Origin of the sequence: Sporomusa sp. GT1, assembly GCF_014634905.1 — a bacterium.
Classification (GTDB): domain Bacteria; phylum Bacillota; class Negativicutes; order Sporomusales; family Sporomusaceae; genus Sporomusa; species Sporomusa sphaeroides.
On record NZ_BMBX01000023.1, the window covers coordinates 16,403 to 33,164 of the forward strand.

The window sequence follows — 16,762 nt, forward strand, 5'->3', positions numbered from 1 at the left end:
CAAAACCACGATGGATTATAGCATTGAAAAGCCCCTCCCTGAAATTCAGGAAGGGGCAACAGAACACAATAGCGTCGTTCCTATTCTACCCTGGCGACGTTTATAGCAGCCGGGAAAATCATACGCTCCAAATCCCCTCCTCATCGCTCGTGAGTAAAACGGTGATTGTCAGACAGGCAGTTCTCCTGGCTCTGGATCATGGCTTCCCCAAACCTTCCCAAGACGATTTTGTCTCAGTGGCATACCTTGGGTTTGCTCCCCATTACAGTGGCGGGACCGCGCCGGTTTTTCACCGGTCTTCCCTATTAAGCCTTTTCAGGCACCTGGCCAAATACTATGAAATTTTTACAATTATCACTCAAATAGTACCATGCCGTATAAGGTCTGTCAAGCTTATCCTGTTGTTGCTGCTTACAAGCAACTGTTCCCTCTTACCGCTCTGCAGCCTTCACGGTTTCTTCGTTATTCACTTGTTCGTCCGGCACATATTTTTCCACATTAATTTGCAGAGGAAAAAGAATGGAGCAGGCCACCGCCTGATTATCGCTGGTGTAAGCCGGGCTGAACACGGACTGTTTCATTGAATCAATGACGGCCTGATCAAATAATGCATCGCCGGAGCTTGTGATTATTTTTATATCACTGTCTATGATTCCGATTGCCGATACGGTTGCCTTTACCTTCACCATTATGGTTTGTTCCGAATATTTTTCCCGTAAGTCGTCCGAAAGTGAAACCGGAGCCAAACTAATAATTTTAGGAGGAGTCACCGGCGAATTGTTATTTGCCATAACCGGAACAGCCAGGCTGATAAGAATTACTAAAAAGCCGGCAATAAGTAATTGCATTTTGGGGAAATATTTCATAAAACCACCCTCTCTTTTCTTGCCGCAATGCCTGGTGACAGCTTAGCCATTCAAGCGAAAGGATACGGGAATTGTGGTGACGCACGCGACTGCCCGCCCGGTATCCCGGTTGCGGGCCGGTACAAACCGCCATTGCCGTACGGCTTCTATCGCCGCCTGATCCAGGGAAGCATGCCCGGATGTCCGTAACAGAACTACATTTGCCGGATTCCCGTTCTCCAGAACCTGCACTTTCACCACCACAGTTCCATTTATTCCGGTTTGCCTGGCCGCCTGCGGATAAACAGGCTCTACCCTGCTCAGTACGCCGGGCGGGGCTATCCCGCCGCCGGTGCTGCCGGTTGAAGCACTGCCGCCGGTCGCCGGCACCGCCGCAGCCGGCTGTGCCTCAGCTTCGTCAACAGCCGGTCCGGATGACGGCGCAGCCGCCGGAGCAGGATTAACGGCCAGCGGCTGCGGGATAACCGGGGCTCGGGGGACCGGAGCCTGAGCGGCGACTGCCGGCTGCGGATTAGGTTGCTGCACGGCAGGTGCCGGTATATTTGGTGCGGCAGCAGCCGCCACCTGCGGTTCATTTTGGAAATCCAGCTCGATAAGTTGTTCATTGATAACAACCTTAGGAAATAAACCGGCGAACAAATGCCCGGAACCTGCCAGCAATAAAAAGTGAACAAAAACAGATACCGTTATCGCCCGCCGCCAGCTCATACTGCCCACCATACCCATTACCTCGCTTTCGTTTCGGCTGCTACCGCCACCCGGCGGGCGCCCGCCATCTTCAGTTCATCCAGAACGTTAATAACCTGACCATATTCCACTTGCTTATCAGCCCGGAGGACAAATACTTTGTCAGGCTGACCGGCTATCTCCATCCCTACCCGCTTTTTTAGCAGCGTCAGGGGTAATTCTTCCTGTTCAAACAATATCCGCCCATCCTTGGTGACGGTTACAGTAATATTGCGCTGTGTATCCTGCTGCACGGCCGCCGCCTGGGGCAGGCTGACCGGCATAGTATGCTGCTCCACCATGTACAGGGTGCTCATCATGAAAAAGACCAGCAAAAAAAATATGATATCAATCATCGGAATAATCATCAGCTGCGGCTGTTCTGCCACCCTTAGGCTACGCAATCTCATGATCTTGCCTCCGCACCGGCCATTTCCGCAGCGAAGCGATAACTACGGCACTGGTTTGTTCCATATCGGTAACCAGACGATCCAGAAGCTGGGCAAAGATAATATTGGCGACAAACGCCAGCACTGCGACGCACAGTCCGGCAGCAGTCGCCACCAGTGCCTCTCCAACCCCGCCGGTAATGGCCATCGGCTGTCCGGACTGGATATTAAGTACACTAAAAGACTGAATCATCCCAATAACGGTCCCCAGCAAACCAAGTAAAGGAGCCAATGTCACGATACCGCTCAGATAATTAAGATAGGCTCTGAGCCGTGCTGCAGTAATCGTAGCCGCATCCTCCAGGGCTCTATGTACATCATCCCCCTGCTGATAAGCCTGCAGCCCCTGCAAGGTTATCTGGGATATTGCCGCCGGCATTTGCTGGCAAAAATGTATAGCCTCGTTCAGATTCCGCTCGGCCAGCAGCGGCTTAAGTCTTTCCAAAAACTCCACCCCGTTGGTGGACAACCTCCGATAATACCAGTATCGTTCCACACTAATGGTTACAACCACCAGCGAACAAAGCGCCAAGAGATACATTACCGGTCCGCCTTTGTGAAACAGGGCTAAACTTTGGGTCAAAAAATCCATTGTGACATCTTCCCCCTTGCCATTCCCGCAGCAGTGCAACCTGCTTCCAGGTATTTAGAAATAGATTATAACGGCAAACGTTGCAACCGTTTACATTCGAAATGATAATCATTGTATATATAAAGATTATCATTCTCATTAGTAGTATAACGTATGACACTGAAAATTTCAAACCTATTTCTTTAATTTAACATATCTTTTCTCCTGTACCATTCATCCCATTTCCAATATATATTCTGCGTAAAGAATAGGAAAGGGGCCGGGGGGAGCGTATTGCGGCGGTATTGCCGGTATCCTAAGCAACAGGCCCCTTTCCTGATTAAGGAAGAGACCTGTTGCGATACAAAATACTATGGATACTTTTTTCCGGCCTTAGTCTTTATGACCATGTCCATTACCATGGCAGTGGCCTTTATGGCCGTGACCGTGGGCATGCGTATGGCAATGTCCCTTGTGGTGGTGTCCATGGCCATGCGCACAGACATGTCCGTGCGGCGGATGAGCGATAGCTGAGCGGAGATGGGCTACATAAATATCCTGAATGGCAGTGTTTTCACCCAGACCATGGAAATATACATCAACCGCGAAGCCTGCCGCCGCCAGCTGTGATTTAGCGGAATCCTCCTCCTCACCGGCCATATCATTTGTAGCATGATCGCCAGCCACTAATAAGAACGGCATCAGGGTAACCTGCTTCACCTGTTTTTGTTTGAGCTTACCAATAATCGATTCCAAAGACGGAAAGCCTTCCACCGTGTAGATAAAAACGTTATTGAGCCCGGCCTCTTCCAGTTTCAGCTGCAACGCCGCATAGGCCGCATTGCCGGGATGTATCCCGCCATGTCCCATAAGGACGACAGCCTTGTCCGGCGCAGCGGCAGGCAGCTGATGCACCAAGGCTCTTATGGCAATTTCGTAATCATCAGGATGGTCGTCCACTCCCATGCTATAGAGCAGCGGGCGGCCTAACCGGATTGTGGCAAAGGCTTTTTCTTTGGCATGGGCATAGTGGCTGACCAGTCTTTTAACTTTGTCATATTCAGCACCTGGCACAATATGCAGGGGCTGGAGATAGACTTCCTGGTAACCTTCTGTGTGGAGCCGTTCCAAGGCCTGCCTTTCATTGTCAATTTGAACCCCATCCCGCTCAGCTATCCGTTTAATGACAGTACGGGAAGTAAAAGCCCGGCGCACTTCATAGCCCGGAAAAGCCTCGCGAATACGGTTCTCGACACTTTCAATATTCAACTTTAAGGTTTCCGGATAAGAAGTACCAAAACTAACAACCAGGATAGCTTTCTTGTTTGCAGCTTGTTCTTGTGACATAACCTATTTCCTCCTCATTTTTCGCAATTGTCAATAGTATAACTTCCCGACAAGAATTGTCAATCCTATGGTGTGCAATTCTCAGACTTACAGATTCATTTTATAGCCTAACTGAAAGGTCCTTCCCATGGTGTAGTATTCGGAGGTTGAATGGGAGGTAATATCCTTGCGGTCAAATATATTATCCACCGTTAAATAAATTTCTCTGTCAGTTGCCACCTTATAGCTGATATTGGCACCGGTTAACAGCATTGGCTTAATACTGCCGCCTGCATCGGTATCACGCTCACGATCGGCTAAATAAGTAGCCGTAAGTGCCGCCTTCCATTTTTCATTAGCATAGTTTATTCCGCCGTTTAGTTGCAGCTTGCCATAGTATCTATGCCAGCCTTTGCTCTTTCCCTCCTTATCGGTTTCGTATTTTTGGGGATTGCTGTAGGAAATACCCCAGTTGGTATGCCAGCCGCCGCCATTGTCAATACTGCAGGCTAATTCAATCCCGGTATTCTTTATGTCTTCATTGCTAGTCTCAAACAGATCTGTGTCCGCTTTATAAGTCGTTGAGATACTGTCATCTATCTCATAATTGAATACGGCTAACCGCCAGGCATGGGTATCGGTATTGCGTTTTAACCCCATTTCATAATGCTTGCCTTGCTGTGGCTTAACACTGGGATTACCTTTTACCCGGCCGGCTGTGCCATATATCTGGGTAAAGGTTGGCATCATGAAGGACATGCCGGCATTAGCATAAAAGCTGGTATTTTCCTCTAATTTTTTCAGGTATTGAAGCTGCGGGGTGAACTTACTATAGTTCCGATTGTCCACAGCCCCCCTTGTCCAGGTTTCGCGGGCGCTAAGAATAATATTGGATGAGGTATCCAGTTTATGGTCATATTGCCCGTAAATAGAATATACATTGCGGTCAAACGCCCGTCCGTCCCAGGCACCATTGTCTACTTTTTCTTTCGATTTGTAGCTTTCGCGCTGAGCGTTAAAACCGACAAGCAAAGTGTCCCCGAAAAACTTCCAGGTATTTTGCACATCCAGGCCGACAGTTTTGTCTTTGTCAGCGCCATTGGTTATGGAAGGGGTACCCAGTTGCTCATACTTGCTGGTACTGCCTTTGCCGGTAGTTTTCCAATACTCAGTTTTCCTGTTATCCAGTTCTTTTTGATTAAAATAAAAAGCAGCTTTAACATTATCTTGTTTATAGTTTAGTTGCATCCGGTTATAAGTGGTATCAAAATTACTGGTCGAACTCAGACTGCCAACAGTTGCCTTATTTGCGGCTTCCGCATGGCGGTAAAAGTACGTTGAGTCACTGGTACCGTAGGAATGGCTAAAATCCCAATTGTCATCAAAGGTATAGCGCCAGGATAAGGCTTGCCGGTCATTACCGGAAAAATCATAATAGCGCTTGGGTACATAGCTAGCCTTGGACGGATCGCTGCTTCTGGTAAAACCGCCTGATATATGGTCAATTTCATCGGTTTTGTTAATCGAATAGTTTATGCCGAATTTGCCGGCCTGCAGGCTGACATTATGGTTTTGCGTGCCATTATTGCCGGCAGCAACTGTGATACTGTTGCTTTTCTTACTCTTGCTGATAATATTGACAACGCCGCCGGTTGCTTCGCTGCCATACAGGACAGAGCCGCCACCACGGATAATTTCGATTTTCTCAATATCATCCAGCGGAATGTCTTCTAAATTATAACGGCCATGAAGATTGAGCGGTACGCCGTCCATAAGCACCAAAGTCCCTTTTTCCACACCCCGGATAATAACTTTACTGGTCATCGTACCCTGGGCATTACCCATTGGTCCCTGAGCATGGTAGATAATCCCTTCACTATACTTCAGCGCCTCAATTACGCTGGTTGCGCCTGTTGCCTTTAACTCTTCCTGAGTATACACACTAACTGCCGCCGGTGTATCCAGGTCCCGGGTTGCATAACGCTGTGCGGTTATGATAACAGGGTCAAGAGTAAAGGCATCCTCCTCTTCTGCCGCACTCACAGTTCCTGCCGACAGCAGCACTGCAGCCGGAACTAACATACCAATTGCAATTTTTCGTGTGAATGCAGTCCTGCTTACTAATTGCTTCATGAGACACTCTCCTTATGCAATTTGTGAATAACGCCTATTCACTGTACCGTCCGTACAATCGCGCATTTCCGATCTTTTCTCTATTCCCGCACCTTCTCCATGGTCCAGACACTAATGGCCAGCAGCCCCACAATATACCCCAGCATAACCAGCCAGGACACAGCCGCCGGTTCACCGCCGCTACCGATGGCCCTGAGGGCATGGCTGGCATGGGTCAGCGGCAAAAGCTCCAGTACCCACTGGACAAAAGCCGGTAATTTATCAATGCGGAAAAAGGTGGCACACAAAAACGACATGGGCAGCAGTACATAGGTGCTGAAGTTGCCCATATCTTCATGGGAATTAATAAGCATTGCGGCCACAAAACCCAAGGCCGAAAAAACAAGGCAATTTAGTAGAATAACAAGCCAAAACAGCAGGTTAAGCTGGAATTTCGCCCCAAATAAATAAGCCAGCACAATAATAATCAGAGAAGAAATAATGCCACGCAAGGTTCCTGACAGCACCTTGCCAAGGATAAAAGCCAGGGAGCTAATCGGGGCAACCAGATATTCTTCCAGCGTTTTATGATATAAGCGGCTCATGTTGAGCGGTGAAGCAACTGAGTTAAAGCTGATATTCATAGAGTTAAGGGCCAGAATGCCCGGCACAATAAAATCCAGGTAGTTTCCCTGACTGACCTGCACACTCCGGCCTACACCCCAGCCAAAAGCCACCAGGTACAATACCGGCGTAATCATCCGGGAAAAAATAAAGGTTCCCAGGCGCCGCTGCAGGACAATCCAGTCCCGCCAAAATACGGTTGCAATATCTGTCAGCATTAGTCCACCACCTTCCTGCCGGTCAGCTCCACGAAAACATCTTCCAGGTTGGAACGCCGAATGGTGGTCGTCATGGTCAAAGTGCCGGCAAAGGCGGCGGCTTCTTCCCGGCTGTGAAAGAACTTAGTTTGGCGGCCTTCATCAATATTCCACTCGACAACATAAACACCGAGACGCTCACACAACGCGGCCGGACTGTCCAGGGCAATCATGCTGCCTTTTTCCAAAATGGCTACCCGCCCGCACAAAAACTCGGCTTCTTCAATATAGTGGGTTGTCAGCATAACGGTCAGCTTGTCATGCGCCATACGTCTGATTAAGTCCCACAACCGCCGCCGCACCTGCGGGTCAAGGCCTACTGTCGGTTCATCAAGAAATAAGACCTTGGGCTCGTGCAACAGGGCCCTGGCAATCATCAACCGCCGTTTCATGCCGCCGGAAAGGGCTTGCACCTTATCGTTGGCGCGTTCGGTCAGTTCCACATACTCTAAGAGCTCAGGAATTTTCCGGGCGCGCTGCGGTGGCGGAATATGCTGCAGCCTGCCATGCAGTTCCAGGTTTTCCCGGACGGTCAAATCGGCGTCAAGATTGAAATGCTGCGGCACAATGCCAATGACCGGCTTAACCTTTTGCTCATCCTGCGGCAGCTGCCAGCCCTGAATGCTCAGCGTACCGGCTGTAGGACGGGTTAACATGGTCAGCATCCTGATCATTGTCGTTTTGCCTGCCCCATTCGGCCCCAGCAAGCCGAAAATCTCTCCCTGGTTAATGTCCAGCGATACTCCGTCAACGGCCGTCCGGCTGCCGAAGCGTTTGACCAAATTTGCTATATGAATCATTTTTGCAACCTCTTTACACGCTTCTTATCTATATACGCGCTAAGTGTTTCACAAACTATCCATCAGTGATCAGGCGGATTCCGGGGTTATGTTCTTAGCCTAAACACCACCGGCATAGTGGTTTGGCAGACAATGGTCTGGCCTGTTTCCCGCAGCTTGGCCGGAACAAAGCGCCAGCGCCGCACCGCATCCGCAGCTGCATTATCCAGCAGTTCCGAACCGCTGGACCGGAAAACATATACCTGCCCCGCCTGTCCGTTGGCCAGAATTTCAATTTTAAGCACTACCGTCCCTTCAATTCCTGCCCGGCGGGCTTGCTCCGGATAGTTTGGCTCCCGCTGTGACAATATTCCTGGCGGAATGACCCCGCCGGCCTTGCCACTGCCACTGCCGCCTCTACCGCCGCCTTGACCGCTGCCGGCAGCAGCGCTTCCGTCCGAGCTTCCCCCGCCGCTGCCGCCTGCCGGGGCACTGGCGGCAACCGCACTCGCATCAACCGCAACAACCGCCATATCGCTGGCAGCCACTACCGCCTCCGGCAGCACCGGATCAGCTGCTGCGACTGGCTGAACTGCCGCAGGCCGCACCACCGGCACAGGCTGCGGCATAGCCGGCAAGATTTGCTGGCTGGCAGGAGCTGCCGCCGGTTCGGTATCTGCCAGCAGCGGTCCTTCCGCCCAATCGGTTAACTCCAGTTCGATAACTGTCTCCGGTATAGGTTCAGGCAGTACAGCCCGGCCGGCCAGCCAGCCGACGCCGATTAACACAATACTGTGCAAAACCAAAGAGATAAGCATCGCTTTTCGCCAACGCCAATCCGCCGCCCAATCCATTACTTATCCTTCCTTTCAGTAGCGATAGCCACCCGGTGGGCTCCCGCCAGTTTCAACTCGTCAAGAACCGCTACCACTTTGCCATATTCGGCTGTTTTATCAGAACGCAGGATAAAAACCAGATCCTGTTGCTTGGCCATCTCCAGCTTTACCCGCTTTTGCAGCAGTTCCAGCGGTATATCTTCCTGTTCAAACATAATCCGCCCCTCTTTGGTAACCGCAATGGCCACACTTTGAGGCTTGTCGCTCTGCGCCGAAGCAGCCTGCGGCAGGTTAACAGGTATTGTCTGCTGATCAACCATATAGAGAGTGCTCATGATAAAAAACACCAGCAAAAAGAAAATAATATCAATCATAGGAATAATCATTAATTTTGGCTGATGCCCGGAGCGCAAATTACGCAATTTCATGACATTTCTCCTGTTTTGCATACCCAAGCAACAGCAGGCAGGTCTTTTCGATATTGGTGATAAGATCATCCAGCCGATGATTAAAATAGCTATACAGCAGCATAGCCACAGTAGCCACACACAAGCCGGTGGCTGTTGCAATAAGAGCTTCCCCCACGCCGCCGGTAATGGCCTGCGGCTGACCTGCTTTGATATTCATAACACTAAAGGAGCTAATCATGCCGATAACCGTACCCAATAGGCCAAGCAGCGGTGCAATAGTTACCACTGTGTCCAAATGATTCAGGTTCGCCCGTAAACTGGCGACAGCCAGAGAAGCCTCACCTTCCAGCACACTTTCTATATTCGCGCAACCGCGCTGAATGTGGCCAATGCCTTTGGCGGCAACCATAGCGGCAATACCTTGGGTCTGCCGGCATAATTCACCGGCTGCCGTCCAGTCGGCACGTTCCAGTAAAGGAGTGATCCTCTCGGTAAAATCGTGTATATCGGCTTTCATTTTTCTATAATACAAGAAACGTTCCACGCCGATGGTTGCCGCCAGCAGCGAACAGGCCAAAAGCAGATACATGACCGGGCCGCCTTGCTGAAATATATGGAAACACTCTGCAATAAAACTCATGTTTACGCCTCCGTTAGGTCAATAAAGTTCTCTCTTTTACATCGCTTTTTATGACAAATTTTTGACAATGTGCATAATGTTGTGCTCTGACAGCTCCCGCAGGCTGTAATAGACAGAGCCCATCTCCCTCGCTACCGTCCGCGCCAGACCAAGTTTGACAAAATCACTTTCAGTATCAATGACCACACTGTGCACACCGGTTTTATGTATTTTTCCGGCTACTTTGAGGGCATCGGCCATGCCGTCACCGCCTGTAGTGGTGGTATTAGCCCGCCCGTCGGTAACAAGCACCAGTACCGGCTTCATTTCCCGGTCTTTTTGCCGGCGGGAGGCCAGCACCCTCAAGGCCGCCGTCAGCCCTTCAGCCAGCGGTGTTTTACCGCCTGTAGGCAAATATCGCAGGCACTTTTGCGCCAAATCCACGCTGCGGGTGATGGGCAGCAGCACCTCTGCGGTTTGTCGCCGGAAGGCAATCAGACCAACCTGGTCCCGTTGCTGATAGGCGTCCTGCAGCATAGCACACACGGCGCCCTTGACGGCTCGCATCCGTTCCCGCGCGCCCATGGAGCCACTGGCATCAACGACAAACAGAAAGGTACTGCCAATACGTTTCTCCCGGATTTTTTGCCGCAAATCTTCGCGTTCAATGGCAATGGCGCATTGGGCTGTGTTCCGGAACTTTTGATAAGGAGCCGCCGCCCGCAAGGTGGCGTCAAAAGCCAGATCAGTCACTTGTCCGTTCGGAATGCCTGAACGTACATAGCGTCCCTGCTTGGTATCGGTGCGCGTCAGGCTGCGTTTGCCGCTGCCCCGGCGCTCCTGACGGTCCTGGGGCAAAGCTAGCGCCATCCGGATAAAAGGAAAAGTTGTATCAATATCTGCCACCTTCTCCTGGTCACTGCCCCCACTTTCCGGCTGCCCGGCCGGCGGAACAGTCTGTTCTGCCGGCTGTTCCCGCTCCTGTTGGTTGGTGGGCGGTTCCGGTAGTGGCGGCTGATTATCCGGTTGTTCCGGTTCATTTTGCTCAGGCGGTTCGGGGGGAAGCGGCTGCTCCTCCTGCCGCATGCGCTGCGGCAATACATAGCAGGCGGCTTCCTCCAGGTCGGCAGGCAGCAGATAGGTACGTCCGGCAAGCGCCGCAATGGCCCGGGCGGCCTCTAATAAAAATAGTTCGGCCCGATGGCCTGGCGAATGCGCCTTGGCACACATCTGTGCTGCCAGCAAGATCATAGCTTCAGGTACAGCAATGGCTTGCAGCAGGCTCCTGGCGATTGTTACCTGCTGTTTGATGGCTTCATTAGCCGCCGCATACTGCCGGCAAAATTCTGCCGGACGGGCTTCATAGGCCAAAATCCGCCGCATAATTTCCATCCGGTCGGTCTCGTTTTTTTCCCGGCTGACGGCAGCATACAGGCCGAACCTGTCAATCATCTGGGGTGATAAGGTTCCTTCCTCCGGATTCATGGTGCCAATCAGGGTACAGGCTGCCGCATGCAGACAGGAAATTCCTTCTCTTTCCACCCGGTACACGCCGGTAGCAGCCGCATCCAGCAGAGATCCCAGAAACTCCTGGCGCAGCAGGTTAATTTCATCAATATAAAGCAGGCGATTATTGGCTCTGGCAAGTATGCCCGGCAGAAAGCGGCGCTTACCCTGTTCCAGGGCATATTGCATATCCAGTCCGCCAAACACCATATCCTCGGTGGCATTGAGCGGCAGCTCAATTAACCTGGCCTCACCGGAAATTTCCGCCAGAGAACGTACCAGTGTCGATTTGGCGGTGCCTTTTTCCCCGGCCACCAAAACCCCGCCGGCTTTGGGATTGACGACGGCAATGAGAAGCGCCCGCTTGACGGTTTCCTGTCCGACAATGGCCGCCAACGGAAATATCATGCGCTGCATAGTATCATTCCTCCCGGCTTACGGCTGTGCCAATACAGCCTCAACTTTGTCCCAATCCAGCGTACCGTCCTCAAACGGGCGCCGCCGCATCCGGTGCGGCAGTGCCAGCCGGGCGGCTTTTTTTACGTCCTCAGGCTCTACCTCTTCCCGTCCGTCAAAGGCGGCCAGGGTTATGGCCGTCTTAATAACGGTAATATCGGCCCGGTGACCGTCAACATCAAGGGCAATAGCCAGCTTGGCGACAAGCAGCAGCAGCTCATCCTTAATAGTCACCTGTGGCAAGAGACGGCTGGCTTGCATAATGCTCGCCGCCAGCTGTTCCTGTTCTGCCTGGTGCTGCCGACCGAAGGCGGCAGGGTCCTGTTCATAGCTCAGCCGCCGTTTAATAACCTCCACCCGGCACTCGGGCCGGTTTTCCCCGGCTACGGCCACCGACAGCCCGAAACGGTCCAATAGCTGCGGTCTGATATCGCCTTCTTCCGGGTTCATGGTGCCGACCAGAACAAAGCGGGCCGGATGGGAATAAGACACGCCCTCGCGTTCCACAGTATTTACCCCCATGGCGGCGGCATCCAGCAGCACATCAACAACATGATCATCCAGGAGGTTAATCTCATCCACATACAATATATTGCGATTGGCCTGAGCTAAAATGCCGGGGTCAAATTTCTTTTCCCCCTGTTTGATGGCATGTTCAATATCTAAAGTGCCGACAACCCGGTCTTCGGTAGCACTGACAGGCAGCTCTACCACCCGCATTTTCACTGATTGAACAGGCAGCGTTTGTTCTTCACTTCTGCCACGGCAACTGTCACACAGCCGGCTAAGGTCTGCCGGATCACAATGAAAAGGACAGCCTGTACTCACTTCCATAGCAGGCAACAGGTCAGCCAGCGCCCTGACTGCGGTGGATTTGGCTGTACCTTTTTCCCCCTTGATCAATACCCCGCCCAGCAGGGGATTGATTACATTTAAGATAAGGGCCAATTTCATATCCTCTTGCCCGACAATGGCAGTAAACGGGTATACCGCGTTATGTTGCAACGTCAATTCATCTCCTTATTAGTTCACAAGCCTTAGATGAGAGGTGGTATTACGCTTTCTGTCATAATAAAAAGAGACCTCCCTTATACGAGTAAGGAAGGTCTCTGGCAAACTTGTTATCGACAACCGGTAAATAATCCCCTCCCCATACCTCGTGGGTAAACGGTGACTGTTAATCAGGCAGTTCTCCTGGCTCCGGATCATGGCTTGCTTAAACCTTCCCAGGACGCTTCATCCCAGTGGCATATCTTAAGCTTGCTCCCCATTACAGTGGCGGGACCGCGCCGGCATTGCACCGGTCTTCCCTATTAAGCCCTTACGGGCACCTGATTCTGTCAGTATGCTGTTATCACACAATCTTTTGGCTGCGTACTTCCTGCATGTCCGCAGTGTAGAATAAAAAACTCCTGGTATCAATACCAGGAGTGAATTCAGCCGCTCCGCCAACTTCCCGATGATATTCAGGAAGCCACACTTAACTGTAATCCCCTCCCCATACCACGTGGGTGAAAAACGGTGATTGTCAGCTAGGCAGTTCTCCTGGCTCCGGATCATAGCTTGCTTAAACCTTCCCAGGATGCTTCATCCCAGTGGCATATCTTAAGCCTGCTCCCCATTACAGTGGCGGGACCGCGCCGGTATTGCACCGGTCTTCCCTATTAAGCCTTTACGGCACCTAACTCCAAACATGAAATTATCTGTCACTTTCATATTTATACTAGCGAAAAGCAACTGGTTTGTCAACACTTTAAATAATACACCGGACAGTCGACAGCCGCCGGCTCACCCAAATTAAGTAATGCTTTCCAGCCGGTTAAGGGCCGGCAAGTCAATGATACGGGAGGCAATCTTCTCTGCCAGAGGTTGATTATGGGTAATGGCAATTAAGCCCATTTTTCGTTCTTCCACCACTTTGAGAACCAAATGCCAGATTTGCGCCTGCGTAATAACGTCAAGCATTGTGCTCATTTCATCGGCAATGAGCAAACGGGTCTCAGGACTCAAGGCCCGCACTACACAAAACCGCTGCAATTCGCCCCCGGATAGTTCGTTGGGCCAACGGCCCAACCATTCCGGCTTAATGCCCATCGCGTCAAGCATGGACTGCTCCGGCGTCCAGCCTTCATGTAGAGAGTCGGCCATTTTCCACCGGGGATTTATGGCTTTTTCCGGATGCTGATATACCAGTTGAACCGGACAGTAGCCGGTTTCCGGCAGCGGCTTGCCCTGCCAGAGAATCTCCCCTGCCGTCGGCTGCAGATAACCGGCAATAATTTTAGACAAGGTGCTCTTCCCATAACCACTGGGGCCTACCAAGGCGACCCGCTCGCCCTCGTCCACGCGAAAGCTGACATTGTTAAGAATCCAGGGGCCGTTTCTGTAGCGAAAACTAATATTTTTTACTTCAAGCGCCACGATTGCACCTCACACTGCCGCCACGCACGTCCCGCATAAAGACTTTTTCCTCACATTGCAGCCCTTTGTGGGGGCAGCGCGGCCCAAACAGGCAGCCTGGCGGAAGGTTTTTCGGATACGGCTGGAATCCCTCAATTGGGTGAAAACCGTTTTGGGGCAAAGCGTGAAACAGAGCCTTAGTATAAGGATGCCGCAAAGCTTCACCCTTGCCGCTAAAGTCGGAAGCGTTAGCTACCTCAACGGTGGTCCCGGCATAAAAAACCGCGATCCTGTCGGCAATATTAAAAGCCAGATCAATATCATGTGTAATCAAAACAACCCCTTTGCCCTGGTCGGCAAACTCCCGGAAATGTTTCAGCGTTTCCAGCGCAATCCCCAGATCAAGGCCTGGTGTCGGCTCATCGGCAATAATCAGCTGCGCATCAGCGACCACTGCCGTAGAAACCAGTACTCTCCGGGCCATGCCGCCGGAAAGCTGGAAAGGATACAGCTTGTCCACTTCCGGACCGAGACCATAGCGTTCAAAGGCTGCCCGCTGGGCTGAGGCCTTGCCGTGAGGGCCCCGGACCTGTTCGCCCACCCGCATAAGCGGGTCAAGATAAGCCACCGACTGGGGCACCAAGGCAATTTGGCTGCCGCGCAGCTGTTCCTGCCTTTCCGGGGTCAGAAGTTCCCCGTCATAAGCCATTCGCCCTGTCACAATGGCATTTTCCGGCAGTAAACCCAGTACTGCATGAGCCAGCAGACTTTTACCGGAACCACTGGAGCCGGCAATAGCCAAAATTTCTCCCCGCCGCACCTGAATACTCAGATCAGAAATTACTTGTAATTCCTGCTGTTCGAAGGCGGCATCATACATCCGGAAAGCAACGGAAAGCTCTTCTACCTCAAGCAGCAAATTATTGTCTTTCTGATTTGTCATTCTTTCCGCCTCCTTATTCATGAGCTTCAAAAGGATCGATCAGCATCTTCAGGTAATCACCAATGGTGTCAAACAGGATAACCACCAGCAGCAGGGCAAGTCCGGGGAAGAAAGCCAGCCACCACATGCCTGTCGCCAGATGTTTCATCGATTCTGAGAGAATAATGCCAATGGCCGGCATATCCAGCGGCAGGCCATAGCCGAGAAAGGTGATGCCTGCCTCATGCAAGATGGCGTGGGGAAACAGAAGAATCAACCCAACTATATACTGAGGAAATACATGAGGAATAATATGATCTTTGGCAATGGCCCATCTACTCTTGCCAAATTTCCGGGCAACCTGCACATAATGAGCCGAGCGGATCTGCATGACTTCCGCCCGCACCACCCTCGTGAGATTCGGCCAGTGTGTCACCGCGACACCAATAACAACACCCTGAATTCCGCCGCCCAGCATAATCGAAATCAGGATTAACAGAATTAGGTGAGGTACACCCATGCACAAGTCGACAAGCCAATTAATAAACTGATCGGTCTTACCGCCAAAAGTGGCTGAAAGTATGCCAAGCACCAGCGCGATAATGGAGCTGATAAAGGCTGCCAGCAGCCCGATCAAGACACTGGTTGAAAGCCCCTTAACCGTTCGGTAAAACATATCCCGTCCCAAATAATCGGTGCCAAAAAGATGCTCTGACGAAGGTGCCAAACGCTTGGCGGAATAATCGGCACCATAAGCAAGGGGATCCATGAAAATTCCCGCAAGCGTAACTACGGCCAGAAAAAACAGGGCTATCCCGACGACAATCACCATCTTGGTTCTTTTATTCAACCGGATTTTCCGGGACTGCATGAGTGCTGTGGAAGCCTTATCCATGCTTTCCTCCTTCCCGGATTTGCGGATCTACAATTCCATAAATCACATTAGCCATAAAATTTCCGGTAAAAACAAATACCGCACTGAACAGGGCCACTCCCAACAACAGCGGCATATCTCCCTTGAGACCGGCGGTAGTTGCCGCATTGCCCAGACCCGGATAGGAAAAAACCTTTTCCGCCAGAACCGAGCCGCCAAAAAGCTCGCTGAAAGAAGCAAACTGCAGTGTGATTGCCGGCAGCAGAATATTGCGGATACCGTGACGTCTGACAGCAGTCCAGCGTTTTTCACCTCTGGCCCTGGCAAACAGCACATATTCACTTTTCATCACATCAATAATCTTTTGTCTGGTATGCAGGGCAATCGGAGCCACTCCGGTAATGCTCAGCGTGAAGGCCGGCAATATCAGGTGATACAGCCTTTCCGCCAGCGTCGCCTCCCCGGCAACTTTGCCGATGGGTGCCGCCAGCCCCAGCGGAAACCACTGGAGTTCAACGGCAAATACCATTAAAATCAGCAATCCCATCCAAAAAACAGGCGTTGCCGTCAAGGTCAGACAAAAGGTCTTAATTGCCTTATCCAGCCCACTGCCCCGGCGGACACCTGAGACTACACCGAGAAGAAAGCCGATAATCCCGGAAAATACCCAGGCAAGCCCCATTAGCGCCAGTGAGGTTTTAAACCGTTCGCCGATTACCTCGGTCACCGGCTGACGATAGGTAATCGAGGTCCCCATATCCCCCTCGAAAAGGTGTCCGGCCCAGATGAGGTAACGCTCCACCGGCGATTTATCCAGCCCCCAGTAAGCAATAATATTGTTTCGCTGCTCCTCCGAGACACTCAAATCACCGACATAAGCATCAACAGGATCTATGGGGGATGAAGCAATAAGGATAAAGCTAACCATGCTAATGGCAATCAGCAAGGTCGTCATCCGGACAAGAGTCATCCCCCAATATCTCAAGGTGCCTGTACTCATTGAATTCTCCTTTACGCCATAGATTTAGC

18 protein-coding genes and 3 riboswitches are annotated in these 16,762 nt (G+C 51.5%); all 18 genes read right to left on the reverse strand.

The features are described 5' to 3' along the window. Positions 1–157 precede the first annotated feature (157 nt). A riboswitch (cobalamin riboswitch) is annotated at positions 158–342 on the reverse strand. Between the two features lie 89 nt (positions 343–431). After that, positions 432–848: an energy transducer TonB gene (locus tag GT1_RS17940; RefSeq protein WP_223226353.1), complete on the reverse strand. Its 417-nt coding sequence runs from the start codon at positions 846–848 to the stop codon at positions 432–434. 60 nt (positions 849–908) lie between these two features. Then, entirely contained in the window at positions 909–1,586 is a 678-nt protein-coding gene (locus GT1_RS17945; RefSeq protein ID WP_188399867.1) for an energy transducer TonB, read from the reverse strand. Positions 1,587–1,591: 5 nt separating this feature from the next. Continuing rightward, the gene (locus GT1_RS17950; protein WP_075753232.1) at positions 1,592–2,002 is read right to left on the reverse strand and encodes a biopolymer transporter ExbD; all 411 of its coding nucleotides are present in this window, start codon (positions 2,000–2,002) and stop codon (positions 1,592–1,594) included. Next, entirely contained in the window at positions 1,989–2,633 is a 645-nt protein-coding gene (locus tag GT1_RS17955; protein WP_075753230.1) for a MotA/TolQ/ExbB proton channel family protein, read from the reverse strand. The genes GT1_RS17950 and GT1_RS17955 overlap by 14 nt, the downstream gene beginning before the upstream one ends. A 372-nt stretch (positions 2,634–3,005) precedes the next feature. Continuing rightward, the gene (locus GT1_RS17960) at positions 3,006–3,959 is read right to left on the reverse strand and encodes a sirohydrochlorin cobaltochelatase (protein ID WP_188399868.1); all 954 of its coding nucleotides are present in this window, start codon (positions 3,957–3,959) and stop codon (positions 3,006–3,008) included. Positions 3,960–4,046: 87 nt separating this feature from the next. Next, on the reverse strand, positions 4,047–6,071 hold the full coding sequence (locus GT1_RS17965; protein WP_188399869.1) for a TonB-dependent siderophore receptor: 2,025 nt from the start codon (positions 6,069–6,071) through the stop codon (positions 4,047–4,049). Between the two features lie 80 nt (positions 6,072–6,151). Continuing rightward, a complete protein-coding gene (locus GT1_RS17970) occupies positions 6,152–6,892 on the reverse strand; it encodes an ABC transporter permease (protein ID WP_188399870.1) in 741 nt (246 codons plus the stop codon). Next, positions 6,892–7,731: an ABC transporter ATP-binding protein gene (locus tag GT1_RS17975; protein ID WP_188399871.1), complete on the reverse strand. Its 840-nt coding sequence runs from the start codon at positions 7,729–7,731 to the stop codon at positions 6,892–6,894. Before GT1_RS17975 ends, GT1_RS17970 begins: the two co-directional genes overlap by 1 nt. Before the next feature lie 86 nt (positions 7,732–7,817). Continuing rightward, positions 7,818–8,564 carry an energy transducer TonB gene (locus tag GT1_RS17980; protein WP_188399872.1) on the reverse strand — a complete coding sequence of 249 codons (747 nt, stop codon included), beginning with the start codon at positions 8,562–8,564 and terminating at the stop codon, positions 7,818–7,820. Further along, on the reverse strand, positions 8,564–8,974 hold the full coding sequence (locus GT1_RS17985; protein ID WP_075753220.1) for a biopolymer transporter ExbD: 411 nt from the start codon (positions 8,972–8,974) through the stop codon (positions 8,564–8,566). The genes GT1_RS17980 and GT1_RS17985 overlap by 1 nt, the downstream gene beginning before the upstream one ends. Next, positions 8,961–9,596 carry a MotA/TolQ/ExbB proton channel family protein gene (locus GT1_RS17990; protein ID WP_188399873.1) on the reverse strand — a complete coding sequence of 212 codons (636 nt, stop codon included), beginning with the start codon at positions 9,594–9,596 and terminating at the stop codon, positions 8,961–8,963. Before GT1_RS17990 ends, GT1_RS17985 begins: the two co-directional genes overlap by 14 nt. A gap of 48 nt (positions 9,597–9,644) precedes the next feature. After that, positions 9,645–11,498: a VWA domain-containing protein gene (locus GT1_RS17995; RefSeq protein ID WP_188399874.1), complete on the reverse strand. Its 1,854-nt coding sequence runs from the start codon at positions 11,496–11,498 to the stop codon at positions 9,645–9,647. Positions 11,499–11,516: 18 nt separating this feature from the next. Beyond that, on the reverse strand, positions 11,517–12,542 hold the full coding sequence (locus GT1_RS18000) for an ATP-binding protein (RefSeq protein ID WP_188399895.1): 1,026 nt from the start codon (positions 12,540–12,542) through the stop codon (positions 11,517–11,519). Between the two features lie 161 nt (positions 12,543–12,703). After that, a riboswitch (cobalamin riboswitch) is annotated at positions 12,704–12,887 on the reverse strand. 4 nt (positions 12,888–12,891) lie between these two features. Beyond that, complete coding sequence (locus GT1_RS22585; protein ID WP_255430464.1) at positions 12,892–13,017, reverse strand: hypothetical protein; 126 nt, start codon at positions 13,015–13,017, stop codon at positions 12,892–12,894. 37 nt (positions 13,018–13,054) lie between these two features. Continuing rightward, positions 13,055–13,237: riboswitch (cobalamin riboswitch) on the reverse strand. 97 nt (positions 13,238–13,334) lie between these two features. Next, complete coding sequence (locus GT1_RS18005; RefSeq protein WP_188399875.1) at positions 13,335–13,958, reverse strand: ABC transporter ATP-binding protein; 624 nt, start codon at positions 13,956–13,958, stop codon at positions 13,335–13,337. After that, on the reverse strand, positions 13,948–14,880 hold the full coding sequence (locus GT1_RS18010) for an ABC transporter ATP-binding protein (protein WP_188399876.1): 933 nt from the start codon (positions 14,878–14,880) through the stop codon (positions 13,948–13,950). Before GT1_RS18010 ends, GT1_RS18005 begins: the two co-directional genes overlap by 11 nt. A gap of 13 nt (positions 14,881–14,893) precedes the next feature. Beyond that, positions 14,894–15,754 (reverse strand): ABC transporter permease, encoded by an 861-nt coding sequence (locus GT1_RS18015; RefSeq protein ID WP_188399877.1) that lies wholly within the window; start codon positions 15,752–15,754, stop codon positions 14,894–14,896. Continuing rightward, complete coding sequence (locus tag GT1_RS18020; RefSeq protein WP_188399878.1) at positions 15,747–16,733, reverse strand: ABC transporter permease; 987 nt, start codon at positions 16,731–16,733, stop codon at positions 15,747–15,749. The genes GT1_RS18015 and GT1_RS18020 overlap by 8 nt, the downstream gene beginning before the upstream one ends. Positions 16,734–16,762 lie beyond the last annotated feature (29 nt).